The sequence below is a fragment of the Paraburkholderia sp. BR14320 genome (assembly GCF_040948665.1).
Lineage (GTDB): Bacteria > Pseudomonadota > Gammaproteobacteria > Burkholderiales > Burkholderiaceae > Paraburkholderia > Paraburkholderia youngii.
Genome location: NZ_JBFPKG010000037.1, coordinates 1 through 20,298, shown reverse-complemented (window position 1 = coordinate 20,298; position 20,298 = coordinate 1). Strand labels below are relative to the sequence as shown.

Annotated in this window: 20 protein-coding genes; 10 read left to right on the top strand and 10 right to left on the bottom strand. The window is 67.1% G+C overall.

Annotated elements, in window-relative coordinates; all coding sequences use genetic code 11:
- Position 1: 1 nt before the first annotated feature.
- The 8 genes from rpe to AB3X89_RS27580 all read right to left on the bottom strand — a co-directional run bounded on the left by rpe (position 2) and on the right by AB3X89_RS27580 (position 9,063).
- The gene (rpe, locus tag AB3X89_RS27615) at positions 2–709 is read right to left on the bottom strand and encodes a ribulose-phosphate 3-epimerase (protein ID WP_368586117.1); all 708 of its coding nucleotides are present in this window, start codon (positions 707–709) and stop codon (positions 2–4) included.
- 22 nt (positions 710–731) lie between these two features.
- Entirely contained in the window at positions 732–1,769 is a 1,038-nt protein-coding gene (fba, locus tag AB3X89_RS27610; RefSeq protein ID WP_368586116.1) for a class II fructose-bisphosphate aldolase, read from the bottom strand.
- Positions 1,770–1,813: 44 nt separating this feature from the next.
- Positions 1,814–3,865 carry a transketolase gene (tkt, locus tag AB3X89_RS27605; RefSeq protein ID WP_368586115.1) on the bottom strand — a complete coding sequence of 684 codons (2,052 nt, stop codon included), beginning with the start codon at positions 3,863–3,865 and terminating at the stop codon, positions 1,814–1,816.
- A 46-nt stretch (positions 3,866–3,911) separates the two neighbouring features.
- Positions 3,912–4,784 (bottom strand): phosphoribulokinase, encoded by an 873-nt coding sequence (locus tag AB3X89_RS27600; protein ID WP_368586114.1) that lies wholly within the window; start codon positions 4,782–4,784, stop codon positions 3,912–3,914.
- Positions 4,785–4,829: 45 nt separating this feature from the next.
- Positions 4,830–5,933 carry a class 1 fructose-bisphosphatase gene (locus tag AB3X89_RS27595; protein WP_368586113.1) on the bottom strand — a complete coding sequence of 368 codons (1,104 nt, stop codon included), beginning with the start codon at positions 5,931–5,933 and terminating at the stop codon, positions 4,830–4,832.
- Positions 5,934–5,960: 27 nt separating this feature from the next.
- Positions 5,961–6,956 (bottom strand): CbbX protein, encoded by a 996-nt coding sequence (gene cbbX, locus AB3X89_RS27590; protein WP_368586112.1) that lies wholly within the window; start codon positions 6,954–6,956, stop codon positions 5,961–5,963.
- Between the two features lie 61 nt (positions 6,957–7,017).
- Positions 7,018–7,446, bottom strand: a complete 429-nt coding sequence (locus tag AB3X89_RS27585; RefSeq protein ID WP_368586111.1) for a ribulose bisphosphate carboxylase small subunit — start codon at positions 7,444–7,446, stop codon at positions 7,018–7,020.
- Between the two features lie 117 nt (positions 7,447–7,563).
- On the bottom strand, positions 7,564–9,063 hold the full coding sequence (locus AB3X89_RS27580) for a form I ribulose bisphosphate carboxylase large subunit (RefSeq protein ID WP_368586110.1): 1,500 nt from the start codon (positions 9,061–9,063) through the stop codon (positions 7,564–7,566).
- Between the two features lie 419 nt (positions 9,064–9,482).
- On the opposite strand from AB3X89_RS27580, the gene pqqA reads away from it, so the two are divergent.
- The 3 genes from pqqA to AB3X89_RS27565 all read left to right on the top strand — a co-directional run bounded on the left by pqqA (position 9,483) and on the right by AB3X89_RS27565 (position 11,110).
- Entirely contained in the window at positions 9,483–9,638 is a 156-nt protein-coding gene (gene pqqA / locus AB3X89_RS27575) for a pyrroloquinoline quinone precursor peptide PqqA (RefSeq protein ID WP_368586109.1), read from the top strand.
- A gap of 105 nt (positions 9,639–9,743) precedes the next feature.
- Positions 9,744–10,343: a DUF447 domain-containing protein gene (locus tag AB3X89_RS27570; protein WP_368586108.1), complete on the top strand. Its 600-nt coding sequence runs from the start codon at positions 9,744–9,746 to the stop codon at positions 10,341–10,343.
- 23 nt (positions 10,344–10,366) lie between these two features.
- Complete coding sequence (locus tag AB3X89_RS27565; RefSeq protein WP_368586107.1) at positions 10,367–11,110, top strand: (5-formylfuran-3-yl)methyl phosphate synthase; 744 nt, start codon at positions 10,367–10,369, stop codon at positions 11,108–11,110.
- A 14-nt stretch (positions 11,111–11,124) separates the two neighbouring features.
- On the opposite strand, the gene AB3X89_RS27560 is transcribed toward AB3X89_RS27565, so the two are convergent.
- Together AB3X89_RS27560 and AB3X89_RS27555 are read right to left on the bottom strand one after the other, a co-directional pair.
- Positions 11,125–11,715 carry an aspartate kinase gene (locus tag AB3X89_RS27560; RefSeq protein ID WP_368586106.1) on the bottom strand — a complete coding sequence of 197 codons (591 nt, stop codon included), beginning with the start codon at positions 11,713–11,715 and terminating at the stop codon, positions 11,125–11,127.
- 113 nt (positions 11,716–11,828) lie between these two features.
- Positions 11,829–12,848: an ATP-grasp domain-containing protein gene (locus AB3X89_RS27555; RefSeq protein ID WP_368586105.1), complete on the bottom strand. Its 1,020-nt coding sequence runs from the start codon at positions 12,846–12,848 to the stop codon at positions 11,829–11,831.
- Between the two features lie 16 nt (positions 12,849–12,864).
- Between AB3X89_RS27555 and AB3X89_RS27550 the strand changes: the two genes are divergently transcribed.
- The 7 genes from AB3X89_RS27550 to AB3X89_RS27520 all read left to right on the top strand — a co-directional run.
- On the top strand, positions 12,865–13,614 hold the full coding sequence (locus AB3X89_RS27550; protein ID WP_368586104.1) for a HisA/HisF-related TIM barrel protein: 750 nt from the start codon (positions 12,865–12,867) through the stop codon (positions 13,612–13,614).
- 294 nt (positions 13,615–13,908) lie between these two features.
- Complete coding sequence (locus AB3X89_RS27545; RefSeq protein ID WP_368586103.1) at positions 13,909–15,288, top strand: formylmethanofuran dehydrogenase; 1,380 nt, start codon at positions 13,909–13,911, stop codon at positions 15,286–15,288.
- A complete protein-coding gene (locus tag AB3X89_RS27540; RefSeq protein WP_368586102.1) occupies positions 15,285–16,979 on the top strand; it encodes a formylmethanofuran dehydrogenase subunit A in 1,695 nt (564 codons plus the stop codon). The genes AB3X89_RS27545 and AB3X89_RS27540 overlap by 4 nt, the downstream gene beginning before the upstream one ends.
- A gap of 10 nt (positions 16,980–16,989) precedes the next feature.
- Complete coding sequence (fhcD, locus tag AB3X89_RS27535; RefSeq protein ID WP_368586101.1) at positions 16,990–17,961, top strand: formylmethanofuran--tetrahydromethanopterin N-formyltransferase; 972 nt, start codon at positions 16,990–16,992, stop codon at positions 17,959–17,961.
- The gene (locus tag AB3X89_RS27530) at positions 17,958–18,794 is read left to right on the top strand and encodes a formylmethanofuran dehydrogenase subunit C (RefSeq protein WP_368586100.1); all 837 of its coding nucleotides are present in this window, start codon (positions 17,958–17,960) and stop codon (positions 18,792–18,794) included. Before fhcD ends, AB3X89_RS27530 begins: the two co-directional genes overlap by 4 nt.
- 79 nt (positions 18,795–18,873) lie before the next feature.
- The gene (locus AB3X89_RS27525; RefSeq protein ID WP_368586099.1) at positions 18,874–19,458 is read left to right on the top strand and encodes a cytochrome b; all 585 of its coding nucleotides are present in this window, start codon (positions 18,874–18,876) and stop codon (positions 19,456–19,458) included.
- Positions 19,455–20,298, top strand: an 844-nt coding sequence (locus AB3X89_RS27520; RefSeq protein ID WP_368586098.1) for an alpha/beta fold hydrolase, incomplete at its 3' end; no start/stop codon positions are given. The genes AB3X89_RS27525 and AB3X89_RS27520, both read left to right, overlap by 4 nt.

Genomic DNA, 20,298 nt, shown 5'->3' with positions numbered 1-20,298 from the left:
GTCACTGCATGGCCGCTACGGCCGCGGGTTCGTCGACGGTAGCCAGTTCGCCGCGCATGCCGCGAATCGCCTGCGCGCGATCGCTCGCGCCGAACACGGCCGATCCCGCGACGAACACATCGGCACCCGCCGTGGCGACACGCGCGATGTTCGACGCCTTCACGCCGCCGTCCACTTCGATCAGCAACGGCCGCCCGGTGCGCTGCATCGTCGTGTCGACGCGCTCGCGCAGCCGCCGCAGCTTATCGAGCGTCTCGGCAATGAACGCCTGGCCGCCGAAGCCCGGATTCACCGACATCACCAGCACGACGTCGAGCATCTCCAGCACATGATCGAGCACCGTGAGCGGCGTCGCCGGATTCAGCGCGAGCCCCGCGCGAGCGCCGTGCGAGCGGATCAGCTCGATGGTCCGATGCACGTGCAGCGTCGCCTCCGGATGAAAACTGATCAGGTTCGCGCCCGCCTCGGCAAACGCCGACACCAGCGGATCGACTGGCGTGGTCATCAGGTGCACGTCGAACGGCAGCGACGTGTACGGCCGGATCGCCGAGCACACGAGTGGCCCTGCGGTCAGGTTCGGCACATAGTGGTTGTCCATCACGTCCAGATGAATCCAGTCCGCGCCGGCCGCCGTTACGTCGCGAATCTCGTCGGCGAGGCGGGCAAAATCCGCCGACAGCAGCGACGGAGCAATCAGGAATTCGCGCATTGCGTTCTCCGTACCAGTGGCGTCAGTGATAGCGGCTCGCCATCGTGTCGAGCGGCAGCGGCTTGATGCGCGCCGCCTGCCCCGCGCAACCGAACGCTTCGAAACGCTCGATGCAGATCGCGCTAGCCGCGGCGGTGGCCGCCTTCAGGGCCGCGCGCGGATCGAACTCGGAGCGCGCATTGGCGAGCGATTTGCGCATCGCGCCGCTCATCGCGAGACGGATGTCGGTGTCGATATTGACCTTGCGCACGCCGTGCGCGATGCCGCGGCGGATTTCGTCGACGGGCACGCCGTAGGTGGTCGGAATCTCGCCGCCGAATTCGCGGATCACCGCGAGCCATTCCTGCGGCACCGACGACGAACCGTGCATCACCAGATGCGTGTCGGGAATGCGCGCATGGATATCGGCGACCCGGTCGATCGCGAGGATGTCGCCAGTCGGCTCGCGGCTGAACTTGTACGCGCCGTGCGAAGTGCCGATCGCGATCGCGAGCGCATCGACGCCGGTCGCGTCGACGAAGCGCCGCGCTTCGTCGGGGTCGGTCAGCAGGTGCTCGCGCGTCAGCTTGCCTGCTGCGCCGACGCCATCCTCCTCGCCTGCCGTGCCGGTTTCGAGCGAGCCGAGACAGCCCAGCTCGCCCTCCACCGACACGCCGACCGCATGCGCGGCGTCCACCACGCGCCGGCTCACGTCGACGTTGTAGTCGTACGCGGCGGGCGTTTTCTGGTCGGGCAACAGCGAGCCGTCCATCATCACCGACGTGAAGCCCGAGCGGATCGCCTGCTGGCACACCGCCGGGCTCGCGCCGTGATCCTGATGCAGCACGAGCGGAATGTCCGGGTGCGCTTCGAGCGCGGCGAGCACCAGATGGCGCAGGTACGGCTCGCCCGCATACTTGCGCGCCCCGGCCGACGCCTGCAGGATCACCGGGCTATCGGTGGCCTCGGCCGCGCGCATGATCGCGTGAATCTGCTCCATGTTGTTGACGTTGAACGCGGGCACGCCGTAGTCGTGTTCGGCCGCGTGATCCAGCAGTTGCCGCAGGGTGATGAAGGCCATTGCGTGCTCCTCGATATGAAATGAAATCTTGTCGAGCGGCGTGCTCAACGCGCACGATCCGCGACGCGCCGCGCTGCGTCGATCACCGCCTGCGCGTTCAGCCCGAAATGCTCGAATAACGCGGCGGCCGGGGCCGATTCGCCGAACGTATCGATGCCGAGCACGCCGCCGTCGAGCCCGACGTATTGCCGCCAGAACGCGCGCACGCCCGCCTCGATTGCGACACGCGGCACGCCCGGCGGCAGCACGGCGTCGCGCCAGGCGCGCGGTTGCCGGTCGAACGCGGTGGTCGATGGCATCGATACGACGCGCGCGGCGATGCCGGCGGTCGCGAGCGGCGCGATCGCGTCGAGCGCGAGCGACACTTCCGAGCCGGTGGCGATCAGCACGACACGCGCCGGTTGCTCTTGCCCTCCGTCATCGGGCCAGTCGCGCAACACATAGCCGCCCCGCGCAATCGCGGCGATCTGCACGGCGGAGCGCGTGACGAAACGCAGGTTTTGCCGGCTCAGCAACAGACACGACGGTCCTTCCCGCTCCACCGCGCTGGCCCACGCCTGCGCGGTCTCGACGGTATCGCACGGACGCCAGACGTCGAGCCCCGGAATCAGCCGGAGGCTCGCCGCGTGTTCGACCGCCTGATGCGTGGGCCCGTCTTCACCGAGGCCGACCGAGTCGTGCGTGAACACGAAGATCGAGCGTGTCTTCATCAGCGCGGCCATGCGCAACGCGTTGCGCGCGTAGTCGGAGAAGGTCAGGAAGGTGCCGCCGAACGGCAGATAGCCGCGATGCAGCGCGATGCCGTTCATCACCGCGCTCATGCCGAACTCGCGCACGCCGTAGTGCACGTAGTTGCCGCCGCGTAAGCCGTTTTCATCGCTGCGCACGTCGATCGCGCCCGGCCAGTCCGTCAGGTTGGAACCGGTCAGGTCGGCGGAGCCGCCCAGCAGCTCCGGCAGGCTGCGCGCGAGTGCGCCGATCGCCTTTTGCGAAGCCTTGCGCGTCGCGATCGATTCCGCCGCGCAATCCGCATCGCGCAGCAGCGCGCGAACCGTGTCGTACCAATGCGCGGGCAAGCGGCCCTGCACACGCCGCTCGAATTCGGCGGCCTCCACCGGATAGTGCTGGCGATACGCATCGAAACGCGCGCGCCACTCGGCTTCCGCGGCGGCACCGCGCGCGCTCGCGTCGAAGTTCGCGCGAATCTCGTCCGGAATCTCGAACGGCGGATGCGGCCAGCCGAGCGCGCGGCGTGTGCGTTCCACCTCGTCGGCGCCGAGCGGCGCGCCGTGCACGTCGTGCGTGCCGGCCTTCGACGGCGCGCCCTGGCCGATCACCGTGCGGCAGCAGATCAGCGTCGGCCGGCCGGTCGCGCGCGCCGCGAGCAACGCGCGATCGACCGCATCGACGTCGTGGCCGTCCACCTCGCGCACCACATGCCAGCCGTAGGACGCGAAGCGCGCGGGCGTGTCGTCGGCGAACCATTGCGCGACGTTGCCGTCGATCGAGATGCCGTTGTCGTCGTACAGCACCGTCAGCTTATCGAGCTTCAGCGTGCCCGCGAGCGACGCCGCTTCGTGGGAGATACCCTCCATCAGGCAGCCGTCGCCGGCGAACACATAGGTGCGGTAATCGACGATTCCGTGCCCGGGCCGGTTGAACTCGCGTGCGAGCAACGCCTCGGCGAGCGCCATGCCGACGCCGTTCGCGAGCCCCTGGCCGAGCGGCCCGGTAGTCGTCTCGACGCCGGGTGTGACGCCCACCTCGGGATGCCCCGGGGTTTTGCCGTGCAACTGGCGAAAGCGCTTCAATTCGTCGATCGGCAGGTCATAGCCGGTCAGATGCAGCAGTCCATACAGCAGCATCGAACCATGTCCGTTCGACAACACGAACCGATCGCGGTCTGGCCACGCGGGATTGCGCGGGTTGTGCTTCAGATGCCGGTCCCACAACGCGACCGCGATCTCGGCCATGCCGAGCGGCATGCCGGGGTGTCCCGACTTCGCGGCTTCCACCGCGTCGATTGCGAGCATGCGCAGCGCGTCGGCCATCGGGCGCGCGGCGGGTGCGTCAAGCGGTTGCGCGACTGCGCTCATCGAAATTCTCCTTGCGAAACGAACGTCGGCAGGGGCAGCGTTGTGCTCAAGCGCGCGAGCGCCGGTCGATCAGTTGCAGGATCATCGGCGTGAAGATCAGTTGCATCGCGAGCCCCATCTTGCCGCCCGGCACGACGATCACGTTCGGGCGCGACATGAACGAGTCGTGCAGCATCGTCAGCAGATACTGGAAGTCGATGCCCTTCGGCCGCGCGAAGCGGATCACCACGAAACTCTCGTCCGGCTGCGGAATCTCGCGGGCGGTAAACGGATTCGACGTGTCCACGGTCGGCACGCGCTGGAAGTTCACATGCGTGCGCGAGAACTGCGGGCAGATGTAGTTCACGTAGTCGGGCATACGGCGCAGGATCGTGTCGACCACCGCTTCGTGCGTGTAGCCGCGCATCGTCTGGTCGCGGTGCAGCTTCTGGATCCATTCGAGATTGATGATCGGCACGACACCGATCAGCAGATCCGCATGCCGCGCGATGTTGACCTTGTCGGTCACCGCGGCGCCATGCAGCCCTTCGTAGAACATCAGGTCGCTATTGGCCGCGACGTCTTCCCACGGCGTGAAGGTGCCGCTGTCCTGCTTGTACAACTGCGCTTCGGCCGCGTCGTGCACGTAGCGACGAAACTGCCCGCCGCCGTTTTCGCCGTAGCGCGTGAACAGGGTCTCGAGTTCTTCGAGCAGGTTTGCTTCCGGCCCGAAGTGACTGAAATTCGGCACGCCGTCGCGTTCGCGCTCCTGCATCGCCGCGCGCATGCCGTTGCGGTCGTAGCGATGGAACGCGTCGCCTTCGACGATCTGCGCATTGATGTGCTCGCGTCTGAAGATATGCATGAAACTCTTCATGACGGTGGTGGTGCCCGCGCCGCTTGAGCCGGTCACCGCGATGATCGGATGTTTGACTGACATACGTTTGTCTCCGGATGACTGGTTCTTCGTCTCGTGAGCCGCTGATCACGCCGTGAAATCCGGCAGGAACAGCGAGCGCGTGCCGAACAGCGGCGACGAGAACGGCTTGTCCTCGCCGCGGTCGTATTCGCCGTGATAGCGCGCAATGCGCTCGACCTCGTTCTTCGAGCCGAGGATCACCGGCACGCGGCCATGCAGCGCGCGCGGCGCGAGCTCGAGAATGCGCTCGCGGCCGGTAATCGCGAGACCGCCCGCCTGCTCGACCAGAAAGCTCATCGGGTTCGCCTCGTAGAGCAGGCGCAGGCGCCCTTCCATGGCCGGCGTTTTCGAGTCGCGCGGATACATGAACACGCCGCCGCGCATCAGGATGCGATGCACTTCCGCGACCATCGACGCGATCCAGCGCATGTTGAAGTCGCGCGCGCGGCAGCCGCTGCGGCCGTCCTTGCACTCCTGCACGTAGCGGCGCACGGGCGGCTCCCAGAAGCGCTCGTTCGATGCGTTGATCGCGAACTCGCCGGTTTCTTCCGGAATCCGGATGTTCGAATGCGTAAGCACGAAGTTGCCGATGTCGCGCTCCAGCGTGAAGCCGTGCGTGCCGTTGCCGACCGACAGCACCAGCATCGTCGAGGGTCCATACACGGCGTAGCCGGCCGCCACCTGTTCGCAGCCCGGCCGCAGGAACGCGGCTTCGCTGCTGGCATCCTCCGCCGGATCGCGGGTGCGCAGTACCGAAAAGATCGAGCCGACCACGCCGTTGATGTCGATATTCGACGAGCCGTCGAGCGGATCGAACGCCAGCAGATACTCGCCACGCGGATACTCGGGCGGAATCGGGTACACGTGCTCCATTTCCTCCGACACCATCGCGGCCAGCAAGCCGTCCCACTCGCATTGCTGAACGAAAATCTCGTTGGTGGAGACGTCGAGCTTCTTCTGCTCCTCGCCGTGCGTGTTGAGCGTTTGCGCGGAACCGTAGTTGCCGCCTAACGCGCCCTTGGTCAGCATCGCCGAGATCGATTTGATGGCGGCCGCGACGTCGATGAGCAGCGCGGAGAGTCCCGCCGTGTCCCGCGTGCTTTCCGTACACGGCGGGCGATCGAGCGTGTCGATCAGGAACTTCGAAAGTGTCGTGCGTCCGTCCTGCATGGCGTTCTCCTTCGATGGTGTCGTGATTCAGCCCGGCGGCACCGTGACGGCGCGCGCGGTGGAAGGCGGTGGCGAGGACGGCTGTATGGACTCGTCGAATACGCGGCTCGCGCGCACGTCGGCGGCGTCGATCAGCGTCAGCGTGGCGGCGTCGATCGGCTCGCCACCCTGCAACGCGCTCGCGAACAGGCGGTTCGCCTGGCGCAGCCGCGCGCGGTCGAGCGCATTGCGCACCGAGCGCGCGTTGGCAAAATTCGGTTGACGGATGCGGCGCGCCAGATAGTCGGCGAACGCGCAACGCGACGCGGCATCGAAGCGGTAGTGCATGGTGTCGAGCATCCGCTCGGCGATCTCGAGCAGTTCGGTTTCCTCGTAATCGGGAAACGTGATGTGATGCGCGATGCGCGAGCGGAAACCCGGATTGCTCTCGAAGAACACTTCCATCCGCGACGCGTAGCCGGCCAGAATCACGACCAGGTCGCTGCGCTGGTTTTCCATCGTCTGCAGCAGGATTTCGATCGCTTCCTGCCCGTAATCGCGCTCGTTCTCCGGGCGATACAGGTAATACGCTTCGTCGATGAACAGCACGCCGCCCATCGCGCGCTTCAGCACATCGCGCGTTTTCGGCGCGGTATGACCGATGTACTGGCCGACCAGATCGTCGCGCGTGACCGACACCAGATGATTGCGGCGGATGTAGCCGAGCCGGTGCAGCACCTCGGCCATGCGCAGCGCGACCGTCGTCTTGCCGGTGCCGGGGTTGCCGGAGAAGCACATGTGCAAGGTCGGCGCGCCGCCCGCGAGACCGAGCGAAGCCCGTGCGCGTTCGACCAGCAGATGCGCGGCGACTTCGCGAATGCGCGTCTTCACGGGTGCGAGCCCGACCAGATCGCGATCGAGTTCGCCGAGCACGTCGCCGATGCCCGAGTCGCGGTACAGCGCCGCGAGGTCGATGTGGGGGGTGGCGTCGTCGCTGTGCGCGGTGAACGCGGGCAATGCGTCCACGATGGCGGCGTCAGTCATTGCTCCTCCTTGCTGCGGGTTGTCGTGTGCCTGGCTTGCACCCTCGTGCCCGGTCAGCGGCTCAGCCCGTCGCTCCGTAGCGCTCGCCCGCCGGCCGGTCGGTCGCATAGCCCGTCGTGCTGTAGCGCTGCATGCGCCCCTGCGCATCCTGACGCGACAGACGGAAGCCCGGCTCCGCATCCGGCCGGTTGACGATGAACGACAGGCGCATCGTCTCGAAGGTGCGCTCCGAATCGAAGGCGTTGACCTTGATGTAGTGCTGCGGCCGCGCCTCGCGACAGGCCCGGACCTCCTGCAAGACGCCTGCCGCGTCGTGCAGATCGAACATCGGCATTCCCCACATTTCCCAGTACGTGTTGCGCGGATGCGGGTCGTCGGTGAATTCGACCGAACAGGCCCAGCCCTGGCGCAGCGCATAGTCGATCTGCAGGCCGATTTCCTCGTCGGTCAGCTCGGGCAGAAAAGAAAACGTTCCTTGGGTAATACGCATGACGAACCTCGTTGATGGATGTCGCGTTCAGAACGGTGTCAACGGCGCCCCGCGCGGTGCCGTGGCACCGCGTTGCGGATGCGCTCGTGAAGCGCTGGCGAGTAACGCTCGGCTCTCTTAGGCCGCGGTCGGTGTGGCGGCGAAATCGGGCGTGTCGGTCGACGCGTAGTTGAAAGTCACGTCGCGCCACGTATCGAGCGCCTGCTTGAGCGGCGTGCACCAGCGCGCGGCCGCTTCGAGCACGTCGGGCCCTTCGCGCAGAATGTCGCGGCCCTCGTTGCGCGCCTTGACCATCGCTTCGAGCGCGACGCGATTCGCGGTCGCGCCGGCCTGGATGCCGGCCGGATGGCCGATCGTGCCGCCGCCGAACTGCAGGATCGCGTCGTCGCCGAACAGGTCGAGCAGTTGATGCATCTGCCCCGCGTGAATCCCCCCCGAGGCGACCGGCATCACCTTGCGCAAGCCGGCCCACGGTTGCTCGAAGAACAGGCCGCGCGACAGATCGACCGCGTTGTGCGCGTCGCGGCACACGTTGTAGTAGCCCTGCACCGACAGCGGATCGCCTTCGAGCTTGCCGACCGCGGTGCCCGCGTGCGCATGATCGACGCCCGCCATGCGCAGCCATTTCGCGATCACGCGAAACGAGATGCCGTGATTGCGTTGCCGCGTGTACGTGCTATGCCCCGCGCGATGCAGATGCAGAATCATGTCGTGCTTGCGGGCCCAGCGCGACATCGACTGGATCGCGGTCCAGCCGATCACCAGATCGATCATCACGATGCACGAGCCGAGCTCTTTCGCGAATTCGGCGCGCTCGTACATGTCCTCCATCGTGCCAGCCGTCACGTTCAGGTAGTGCCCTTTGACCTCGCCGGTTTCGGCCTGCGCGCGGTTCACCGCTTCCATCGCGAACAGGAAGCGGTCGCGCCAATGCATGAACGCCTGCGAGTTGATGTTCTCGTCGTCCTTCAGAAAATCGAGGCCGCCGCGCAGGCCCTCGTACACCACCCGCCCATAGTTCTTGCCCGACAGACCGAGCTTCGGCTTGACCGTGGCGCCGAGCAGCGGCCGTCCATACTTGTCGAGCCGTTCACGCTCGACGACGATGCCGGTCGGCGGCCCCTGGAACGTCTTCAGATACGCGACGGGGATGCGCATGTCTTCGAGCCGCAACGCCTTCAGCGGCTTGAAGCCGAACACGTTGCCGATGATCGACGCGGTCAGGTTCGCGACCGATCCCTCTTCGAACAGATCGAGTTCATACGCGATGTACGCGAAGTACTGCGGCTCGTCGGCGCGCGACACCGGCACCGGTTCGACGCGGTATGCCTTCGCGCGATACATGTCGCAGGCGGTCAGGCGGTCGGTCCACACCACCGTCCACGTCGCGGTCGACGATTCGCCGGCCACCGCGGCCGCCGCTTCCTCTGGTTCGACACCGGGTTGCGGCGTGATGCGAAAGAGCGCGATCACGTCGGTCTCTTTCGGTTCGTAGTCCGGTTGCCAGTAACCCATCTCGCGGTATTTCATCACGCCCGCCGCGTACCGCTCGCGCGGATTGTGCGGATTGCGCGCTTGATGTCCGGGCTGGATCGGCGGTTGACTGAAATCGTTCATGACGTGTCCTCGAAGGTGGCAAGCGCACTGCCGGAAGAACGAAGCGCTTGAGTTGCACTGTAGGCATGGACACGCCCAAGGGGAATTCACGATTTTATTTGGCAGACTTAATGGATCGATTATCGCTATCACATCGTTAGTTTCTTTTTCACGCCATGAAACGGCAATGGGAGCAGAATCGCTTAGTGTGGGGGAGGGGCACGGCGTGACAGCGCAATCCGAATAGCGAATCGCGTGGAACACTTTGCTTCGTTTCCGCCACAACGCGCGGACGGTTGCGTCTGGCAACCCGCGCAAGCGCCAGGGCGTGGCGCAATTCGCCGAGCGCTGTATTAGCGCTCGAATCCGCGCCCGCCTGGCCGGCCGGCACACGCACGGGCATGGAGATTGCGTGATGCCGGCTGCTGTCGACATCTGGCATGAAATTTCGCCGGGCCGGCGGCTCAGAGCAGTTCGAACCGCAGTTCCAACCGCAGTTTCAACCGAAGGAGGAAGCACGTATGCAATGGACGACTCCGAGCTACACCGACGTACGCCTCGGTTTTGAAATCGTGATGTATGTCGCTACGCGTTAAGCCCGCAACCGGGCCGCACGCCGCGGCCCCTTTGCGGTTCCCGTTTGTGTTTGACCTCTGCTGACGGCCGGCCTTCCGGCGCTGTCGGGACAAACGTTCCCAACCATGATCCACGAAACGATCGTCACCACGGCAGCGTGCGATGGCCGTCCTCATATCGCGCCGATGGGCGCGCGCTACGAGGGTGAGCGCATCATCCTTTCGCCTTTCCGACCGTCGGTTACGCTCGACAACATCGTCGCGACGCGCTCGGCCGTGCTCAATTTCACCACCGACGTGCGCATCTTCGCGGGCTGCGTCACGCACTACGCGACCGATTGGCCGACCGTGGCCGCAAGCCGTGTCGCGAGCGTGCGGCTGGCCGAATCGCTGGCCCACGCCGAACTCGAGCTCGACGAACTGCAAGACGACAAAGAGCGCCCGGTACTGGTGATGAAATGCGTGCACCGCGAAAACCACGCGCCGTTCGCGGGCTTCAATCGCGCGCAGTCGGCGGTCGTGGAAGGCGCGATTCTGGTAAGCCGGCTTTTCATGCTGCCGGCCGATAAGGTCGATCGCGAAATGGCGTATCTGCAGATCGCGATCGATAAAACCGCCGGCGACAACGAGCGCACCGCATGGGGCTGGCTCGTCGCCGCGGTCGCGCGCTACCGCGCGAATCTGGAAGGGGCGGCCAATCACGCCGCCACGTCCGCCCATCACTGAACCCGTTTGCCGGGAGAACCCTGATGACCGCATTGCTTGCGAGCGTCCGCTCGGATGAGGAAGCATTCGACGCCGCACGCGCCGGCGCCGAGCTGATCGACCTGAAAGAACCGAACGACGGCGCGCTCGGCGGCCTGTCGATCGGCGCCATTACCAACATCGCGCGACAGCTGCGGGCGCGCTATCCGGTCAAGCCGATCAGCGCGACGATCGGCGACGTGCCGGCCGATGCGTTCGACGAGATCGCCACGCGCGTGATCGACGTTAGCGACGCCGGCGTCGACTATGTGAAGGTCGGGGTCGCGCGCGGTCCGGCCGCGCGGCACTGCATCGAGCAACTCGCGAATCTGCCGGCCACCGTCGTGCCGGTGCTGCTATGCGACGGCGGCATGGACGACGAGCTCGTCATCCACACCGCGGCGCTCGGCTTTGCCGGCCTGATGTTCGATACCGCGAGCAAGGACGGCGGCACGCTGTTCGATCACGTCGATGTCGACTCGCTCGCGCGCTGGTTGCGGCTCGCGCGTCAGCGCGGCGCAATGGTGGGCATCGCCGGTGCGCTCGGCTGGGCGCAGTTGCCGCAGATCCGCGCGCTGGCGCCCGACGTGGCCGGTTTTCGCACCGCGCTGTGCGCCGACGGGCGCCGCTCGCGGCTCGATCCCGAGCGCGTCGCGCAATGGGCAAGCGCGTTGCATCGGCCGGCTAGCGAAATCCGCGTCGATGGCGGCGCACCGCTGCCGGGTTCGACGAGCGCGACGCGGCTCTAAGGTTCAGCCATCCCTCACATCACCGGAATATTCAGCAAACGGTCGCGCATCAGCGCGACGTTGCTCTTGTCGAGCAGTTCGACCACATAGTTCGCGTCCGTCACGTAGTCGACGAACTTGCGGTCGACCACCCCCGACGCGGCCAGCATTTCGAGCGGATCGTCGGCGGCGATCGGACAGGATTTGACGACGATCAGCCGCTCCGCGTTGAGCATCGTCGATAGCCAGGCGGCAAGGCTGTCGGAGGTCGTATCCCAGTTGCTCATCGTGTCGGGCGTGTCGCGCATCAGCGCGGTCGGCACCCACACGGCGACGTGGCCGTCGCGCAACGTGCGGCGAATCTTCGCCTCGCTCGACGCGATCACCAGTTCGGGCGACACACCTTGCATCAGCAGCGCATATTGCGTCATCGCGAGCAGACACATGTTGTGCGCGGCCAGATCGTCGAAGTTCCACTCGCCCTGATACTGCCGCACCTTGTCCGCGAAATCGCCGCCGCCGGGCACGATCACCACGCGTCCGCCGCCGACTTCGCATAGCTCGCTGAGCCAGTGGCGCAGTGCCGGGTCGTGACTGAGGCTGCCTCCGATCTTGACCACCCACATGACTGTTGTCCTCGCGTCCAGTTGAGTGCCCGGCCGGGTCGCGTCGATTCGCAACCTCGTTCATCACCGAACTTGTCCCGCTCGCCCAATCGTCCCGACTGTCCCTCTTTGCGCTACTCGTGCGCTGGCGCCGCGTCTTCGGGCGGCGCCGCACCGGTCAACTCATGCAGCGCGCGCGTCAGGCCGCTGCCGCGCACCGCCGACAGCCCGGCATAAGCGACCGTCAAACGCGGATTCACTTCGATCACGACCGGCCCTCGCTGCGGATGCCAAACGACATCGATGCCGACGAAGCCACGCAAACCCGGGATCGCCCGCGCGACGCGATGCGCGAGCGTGTCGAGCGCGCGGCCCATGTCGCTGTGCTGGTCGATCTGATCGACCAGCACGCCGTCGAACTCGACGATCCGCGCCACCTCGCCCGGCGCGTCGCCGCCGCTCAGCCCGATCTGCTGACGGTTGATGCTGAGCAGCTTGGTCGCGTCACCGCGGCAGATCAGCGACAGGCTCAACGGCTCGCCATCGACCCACGCTTGCAGCACCGGATTGCGCCCGGCCGCCGCGCGCGCTTCGTACTCGGCGCAGGCATCGGCGAGGCGTTCGTAGACGATCGTGTCGAGGCCGCCCGCGCCGTCGTCCGGTTTCACGACCCAGCGGCCGCCGTGCTGCGTGGCCGGGTCGCCGGGTTCGAGCGCCGGCGTCGTCGCAATGCCATGCGCGGCAAGACACGCCGCGGTCGCGCTCTTGCTCGACGCGACGCGGATCGCTTCCTTCGCGCAGCCAAGCCACCGGGCGGTGCCGACCGCATCGTGAAAGCGCAGCAGCAGGTCGTCGCATTCCGGCGCGACCACCCACGCGTAGTCGTGCTCGCGCGCCACGCGCGCGACGAACGCCGTCATCGATTCGCCGGGCGCGGCCATACAATGAGCGTCGCCCGCCGCTGGTGTTTCGAAGCGCGAGGTCGCGAAGGTGACGTGCACGCCGTCCAGTTCACGCAAGGCGGCGACCAGTGCGTCGCGCATCACGCGTCCTTCGACGATCAGCGCGCTCAAATCGGCGAGACTGCCTGCGCCGGCGAGTTCGGGGTCGATGCCGCCGCCGGTGAGATACTCATAAACAAAGATCTTGGTCAAAGGAAAGCGCCCCTCTATGCAGGTGATACCTGTTCTCGATCTGCTCGACGGTCAGGTCGTCCGCGCGGTACGCGGCGAGCGGAGCGCCTATCGGCCCATCCGGTCCCGCCTCGTCGCGACGAGCGACCCACTTGCTACCGCCCGCGCGCTACTCGAAGCCAGCGGCGCGCGCACGCTCTATATCGCCGATCTCGGCGCCATCCTGCAGCGCGGCGCGCATGCTTCGACGCTCGCCGCGTTGCGCGCCGCGCTGCCCGGCATCGAGCTGTGGCTCGACGCGGGTTTCGCGGACTACGCATCGATGCGCGCGCTGTTCGAGCGCATCGACGCTGCTGTTGATCAACTCGACAGCCCTACTGCCAATTCAAACCCTGCGACCCTCGTGCCGGTCTTCGGCTCGGAGACGCTTCGCGAAATCCATGCCGTGCACGCGGCGCAGCGCGCCGGCCTCGCGCCGATCCTGTCGCTCGATCATCGCGCCGGCGAACTGCTCGCCGCGACCGCGCTCGATCGCTCGTCGGCATGGTGGCCGTCGCGCGTGATCGCGATGACGCTCGACCAGGTCGGCAGCTACGCCGGCCCCGATCTCGCGACATTCGAGCGCCTGCGCGCGCAAGCCGCCGCTCATACGACGCTGATCGGCGCGGGCGGCATCCGCAATCGCGACGATCTGGCCGCCGCGGCCGCCATCGGCGCAAGCGCCTGGCTGGTGGCGTCCGCGCTGCACGATCGGCAGATCGACTGCGCGCCTTCCGATTCGGCGTAGGCCTTCCATACAATTTCCATGCCACGCGTTCTGACAGCGCTGTCTGTAAACGCAACACAAGCCGGACAGTTTGCGTGTGACACTCTGCTCCAGAACGGCACACATTTTGTATGGCGCAGCGGGCCTTTGAACCCGCGCGCCGACGCACGATCGGGCACGCTCGTCGCCGGTACCTCGCGCAGGTTGATCGCTGAATGCAAAGCAGCATGACCGTAAGCGCGGCCCGCTTCAGCGCGGTGCTCGCCCGCTGACGATTCGTAGAAAGATCGGCATGGAGCTTGCTAAACCTGGCCCATGCATAGTCCCGCCACCGATCCATCGACCCCTGGCCCGAGCGCAACCCGCGCCGCGCCGCTCACACGCGACTGGATCTGTCCGTTCTGCCCTTTGCTGTGCGACGACCTGGTCGCCGCTTCCCACGACGACGGCACGCTCGAAGTACCCGACACCGAATGCTCGCGGCTCGCTCACGCGCTAGCGCAGTACGGCGGGACGGATGCGCAATGCAGATGCGTGGTCGACGGCAGCGAAGTGGACATGGATACCGCGCTGGCGAGCGCCGCGCAGTTGCTCGCGAACGCGCGCCGCCCGCTGTTCGGCGGCCTCGCGACCGATGTCGACGGCACCCGCGCGTTGTATCCGCTCGCCGCCGCCTGCGGTGCGATCCTCGATCATCTGCACGGCGATGCGCTGACGCCCGCGACGCTCGCGTTGCAGGATCGCGGCGCGTTCTTCACGACGCTCTCCGAAGTGCGCGCGCGCGCCGATCTGCTGGTGTTCTTCGGGTGTCAGCCGTCGCGGCGCTACCCGCGCTTCTTCACGCGCGTGCTGGCGGGCACCGAACTCGCGCGCGAGCTGGTCTTCGTCGGCTGCGAAGCGGACCCGGCGGCGGCCGGCTTGCCGCAAACGCGTATCGACTCGCTGCTGCACGACACTGATCCGTATGACACGCTCGCGCTGTGGTCGGCGCTCGCCGAAGGACGCGACGCGGCCGCGCTAAGTCACGGCGATGGCAGCCACGCCAACGTGGCAACCGCGCTCGCGTCACTGCACGCACGCATCGCCAACGCGCGCTACGCAGTGGTCGTCTACGAACCGGCCGCGCTGCCCGCGCCGCACGCGGCGCTGCTGATCGAAGCGCTAAACCGGATCGTCAAGGCCGTGAATCGCACGACGCGCGCGGCATGTGTCGCGCTCGGCGGTGACGATGGCGCGCTGACGGTCAACCAGACCGTCACGTGGCTGTCAGGCTTGCCGCTGCGCACGCGCGTGTCGATGCCGGGGCGCGTCAGCGGCGCCGCGCCGCTCGATCACGATCCGTATCGCTATCGGACCGCGCGGCTGCTCGCCGAACGCGAAGTCGATGCGCTGCTGTGGATTGCGGGCTTCGAGCCGCATGCATGGCCCGCGTCGCTCGATCCCACGCTGCCGCTGATCGTGCTCGGTCACCCTGCGCTCGCGAATGCCGCCAAGGCACGCGGCGCGAACACGGTGTTCGTGCCGGTCGCGACTCCGGGCATCGATAGCGGCGGGCATCTGTTTCGCGTAGACGGTACGGTCGTGATGCCGCTCACTGCGGCGCGTGGTGCTGTGCTGGAATCTGTGGCGTCGATTGCCGCGCAGTTGCACGAACGACTGAGCGAACGATCGAATCCGCGCGAGGATCGGCCATGACTCTCGTTCGGCTCAAGGGCGGCACGCTGTTCGACCCGATCAACAACGTCAACGGCGAACGCCGCGATCTCACGTTCCGCGACGGCCGCATCGTCGATGTTCCCTCCACCACCCCCGTCGATCGCGAATACGACGCGGCCGGCATGATCGTGATGGCGGGCGGCATCGATCTGCATTCGCATATTGGCGGCGGCAAAACCAATCTGTCGCGTTTGTTGCTGCCGGAGGACCATCGCGCCGACGCGCCTCGCGAGGCCGCCTACGAAGCCGCGCGCGACGACAACGGCCGCTATCTGCGTCTGCCTTCGTGCGGCGTCTGCACGCCGGGCACGCTCGCGACCGGCTACCGCTACGCCGAAATGGGCTACACGGCTGCGTTCGAACCAGCGATGATGCCGTCGAACGCGCGCCACACGCACCTCGAAATGGGCGACACGCCGATCATCGATCACGGCGCGTACGTGATGCTCGGCAACGACGAACTGTTCCTGCAAATGCTCGCCGCACACGACGACTTCGAACGTCTGCGCGACTACGTCGGCTGGACGATCAACGCGAGCAAGGCGCTCGGCGTCAAGGTGGTGAACCCCGGCGGCATCTCCGCGTTCAAGTTCAACCAGCGCTCGCTCGACGTCGACGAACCGCACGCGCACTACGGCATCACGCCGCGCGACGTGCTGCGCACGTTGACGCGCGCGCTGACCGAGCTGCGCGTGCCGCATCCGCTGCACGTGCATACGAGCAACCTCGGCGTGCCCGGCAACCTCGCATCGACGATCGCGACGATGGACGCCGCCGACGGCCTGCCGATCCATCTGACGCATATCCAGTTTCACAGCTACGGCACCGAGGGTTCGCGCAAGTTTTCGTCGGGCGCGCGGCAGATTGCCGAGGCGGTGAACGCGCGGCCGAACGTGTCGATCGACGTCGGCCAGATCATCTTCGGACAGACCGTCACGGCCTCCGGTGACACGATGATGCAGTTCCGCAACGCGCCGCTCGCGCGGCCGCACAAGTGGGTGGTCGGCGATATCGAGTGCGACGCGGGCTGCGGCGTACTGCCGTTCCGCTATCGCGAACAGAGCTATGTGAACGCGCTGCAATGGATCATCGGGCTCGAAATCTTTCTGCTCGTCGACGACCCGTGGCGCGTCGCGATGACCACCGATCATCCGAACGGCGGCCCGTTCACGAGCTATCCGCATCTGATCCGCCTGCTGATGGATAAAGCGTTTCGCGATGAGCAGCTGGCGAAGCTGCATCCCGAAGCGCAGGTTGCCAGCGCGCTGCCGGAACTCAAGCGCGAATTCTCGCTGTACGAGATCGCGATCATCACGCGCGCCGGTCCCGCGCGGCTGCTCGGTCTGCGCGATCGCGGCCATCTCGGCGCGGGCGCGGCGGCGGACATCGCGGTTTATCGCGACGAGCCGGACCGCGAGCGGATGTTCACGTCGCCCGCGTATGTGTTCAAGGACGGCGAACTGGTCGCGCGCGACGGCACGCTGGTCGCGACGCCGACGGGCGGCATCCATTTCGTCGCGCCGGAGTTCGATCGCGGTATCGAGAAAACGCTGCGCGCGTATAGCGACGCTAATCTCGCGAGCAACTTCGCGCACGCCGCGATCAGCGACGACGAAGCCTGCCGCTGCTGCCGCGGCGGGCGGCTGTTGCCCGTCGAATGTCTAACCTGACGCGGCCACGATGAACGCTCCCGCCCCGCTCGAAATCAACGGCACCGCGATCGACGCAACCTTCGCCGAAGCCTTCCCGATGAAAGCGACCCGGCTCTTGATCACCGCGCACACGCCGACCTGGGCGATGCACGCGGCGAACTCGCTGTCGGGCTTCGCGACCTCAGTGATCGGCTGCGGCTGCGAGGCGGGCATCGAGCGAACGCTCGCGCCCGACGCGACGCCCGACGGCCGGCCCGGTGTCGCGGTGCTGCTGTTCGCGGTGTCGACGAAGGAACTGGCGAAGCAGATCGGGCGGCGTGTCGGCCAATGCGTGCTCACCTGCCCGAGCACGGCCGTCTACAGCGGCATCGATCCGGCCACGAGCCGCGCGCCGCTGTCGGACCTGGCGCCGCTCGGCAGCGGGCTGCGCTTTTTCGGCGACGGCTGGCAGATCGCCAAGATGATCGACACAGGGAACGGCCCCACGCGTTACTGGCGCGTGCCGGTGATGGACGGCGAGTTCGTCTGCGAAGACACGGCGGCGACGGTCAAGGCCGTCGGCGGCGGCAACCTGCTGCTGCTCGCGCGCGACCAAGGCGCGGCGCTCGCCGCCGCCGAAGCCGCGGTCGAAGCGATGCGCCGGCTGCCGAACGTGATCATGCCGTTTCCCGGCGGCATCGTGCGGTCGGGCTCGAAGATCGGCTCGAAGTACGCGGGCGCGACTGCGTCGACCAACGACGCGTTCTGTCCGAGCCTGATCGGCCTCGCATCGCGCAGCGAGTTGAGCGCGGACGTGGGCTGCGTGCTGGAGATCGTGATCGACGGTCTGACCGACGCCGACGTCGGCGCGGCGATGACGGCCGGTATCGGCGCGGCGACCGGACTCGGGCGCGCGGCCGGCGTGCTGCGCATTTCGGCGGGCAACTACGGCGGCAAGCTCGGGCCGTACCACTTTCATCTGCACGAGCTGGCGGCGGGACTCGACGGGGGACGCGCATGAGCACGACCACGTTGCGCGTGAAGACACCGCCCGGCTTTCGCGTCGATGCGGCCGCGCTGTCACCGGCCGCGCTGGCAAGCATGAGCGTGGCCGAGATCGAGCGCATCGTGCTGCCGGGCGGCAACGAGCGCTGCGTGGTCGGCGACGTATTCGAGGTTGTGCGCGATGACGCGCCCGCATCCGGCGACGACACGGCCACGCTGCTGATCGACGGCGCCGCTCGGTGGCTCGACCGGCTCGGTGCGCAGATGGACGGGGGGCGGCTCGTCGCGCGCGGCCCGGTCGGCGACTACAGCGGCTTCAGGATGAGCGGTGGCTTGCTTGAAATCGACGGCGACGCGGGGCACTTCACCGGTTGCGAAATGCGCGGCGGACGCGTGACGGTGCGCGGCGACAGCGGCGACTTCGCCGCCGGCGCGGTGACGGGCGACATGGAAGGCATGAGCGGCGGCACGCTGACGATTCACGGCAACGCGGGCGCGCGGCTCGCCGACCGGATGCGCCGCGGCCTCGTGCTCGTCGGCGGCAACGCGGGCGACTTCGCGGCGTCGCGGCTGGTGGCGGGGACCGTCGGCGTGGCGGGGCAACTGGGCGCACACTATGCGTATGCGATGAGGCGCGGCACGCTGCTGCTCGCGCAACGACCCGAGGGTTTGCCGCCCCCGACGTTCACCGGCGGCGGGCACGGTTTCGACGTATTCTGGTCATTGCTCATACGCAGCCTCGCGGCCGAAATCGCGCCGTTTTCGCAGTGGCGCGCGGACCGTCTGCCGGTTCGTTTTACGGGCGACCTCGCGGTCGACGGCCGCGGCGAAATCCTGATCGCCGGCTGAGGCAGCTATGTCAGCCAGGACCGAAACGATAGTCGGCAAAAAAGAAACGTCCCGCCACGATGTTGCATGGAGACAGCGCATGACGACAGCGGATTCACGAAACGCGAAGCCTGATATCAACGTCAACGCAACTGCCCGCGCCGGCGGCCCGCGCTATGCCGCGCTGCTGATCGCGCTGCACTGGCTGATCGCGCTCGGCATCATCGGCCTGCTCGCGCTCGGCCTCTATATGGTCGGATTGCCGAAGGGGTTGCCTGTCAAAGCGACGCTGATCAATCTGCACAAGTCGCTCGGACTGACGGTTTTCCTGCTGGTGCTTTTGCGCATCGTCGCGCGGGCAGTCCTTCACCGGCCTGCCCTGCCGCCGATGCCACCGTGGCAACGCGCCGCCGCGCGCACTACGCAGGGTCTTTTATACGTCTGTATGGTGGCGATGCCGCTCGCCGGGTATCTCGGCTCGTCGTTCAATCGCTACGGCACGCGCTTCTGGGGCATCCTGCTGCCGAAGTGGGGCTGGGACGACGCGCATCTGCGCGACCTGTTCTTCGGCCTTCATCATGCGATCGGCTATGCGCTGATCGCGCTGATCGTGCTGCACGTGGCGGGCGCGTTCAAGCATCAGTGGATCGATCGCGACAACCTGCTCGCGAGGATGCTGCCATGACGATGCGAAGCTCGTCGCGCCCGACGCAGGCAGCCGCCGCGCTCGAAGTCCATACGCTGCGCACGCGCGATGGTCATCGGGTGTGGTACGCGCTCGCCGGCGCGCGCGACGGCGTGCCGGTCGCGGTGCTGCACGGCGGCCCCGGCAGCGGCAGTCAGCCCGGTGTACTGCGGCTCTTCGATTTGCGGCGTTTTCGCGTCGTGCTGATCGACCAGCGCGGCACCGGTGCGTCGACGCCGCAGGGCAGCGTGCGCCACAACCGCACCGACTATCTGATCGCCGATCTGGAAGCGATTCGCGTGCGGCTCGGTTTCGCGCGCTGGGGCGTGCTCGGCGGATCGTGGGGCGCGGCGCTCGCGCTCGCGTATGCGGGACAGTGTCCGCAGTCGGTCACGGGCGTCGTGCTGCGCGGCCTGTTCCTGACTTCCGCGCGCGAAGTTCGCGGTTTGTTCGTCGCGTCGCGCAAGCGCGCGCCGCGTGCGTGGTCGAGACTGCGTGACGCTGCTCGCTGCGACGAGCCCGCAACGCTGGCCGCGCGATGCGGCTCCGGCTTGCAATACGGCGCGAACGAAGCGCGTCAACGTTCCGTCGCGCTGGCCTGGCGCGGTTATGAAAACGCGGTGCTGGCGAGCGCATCGCCGCGATGCGCCGCGGCGCAACGACGTGGGGTCCTGCGAAACGCACACGATTCCCAACCCCACACCCGCAAGCTGATCGGCAAATACCGGATTCAGGCGCACTACCTCGCGCATCGCTGCTGGCTCGGCGAAACGCGTTTGCTGTCGCTCGCGCGCCGCGCGGCGGCGGCCGGCGTGCCGATCGCCGCCGTGCATGGCGCGC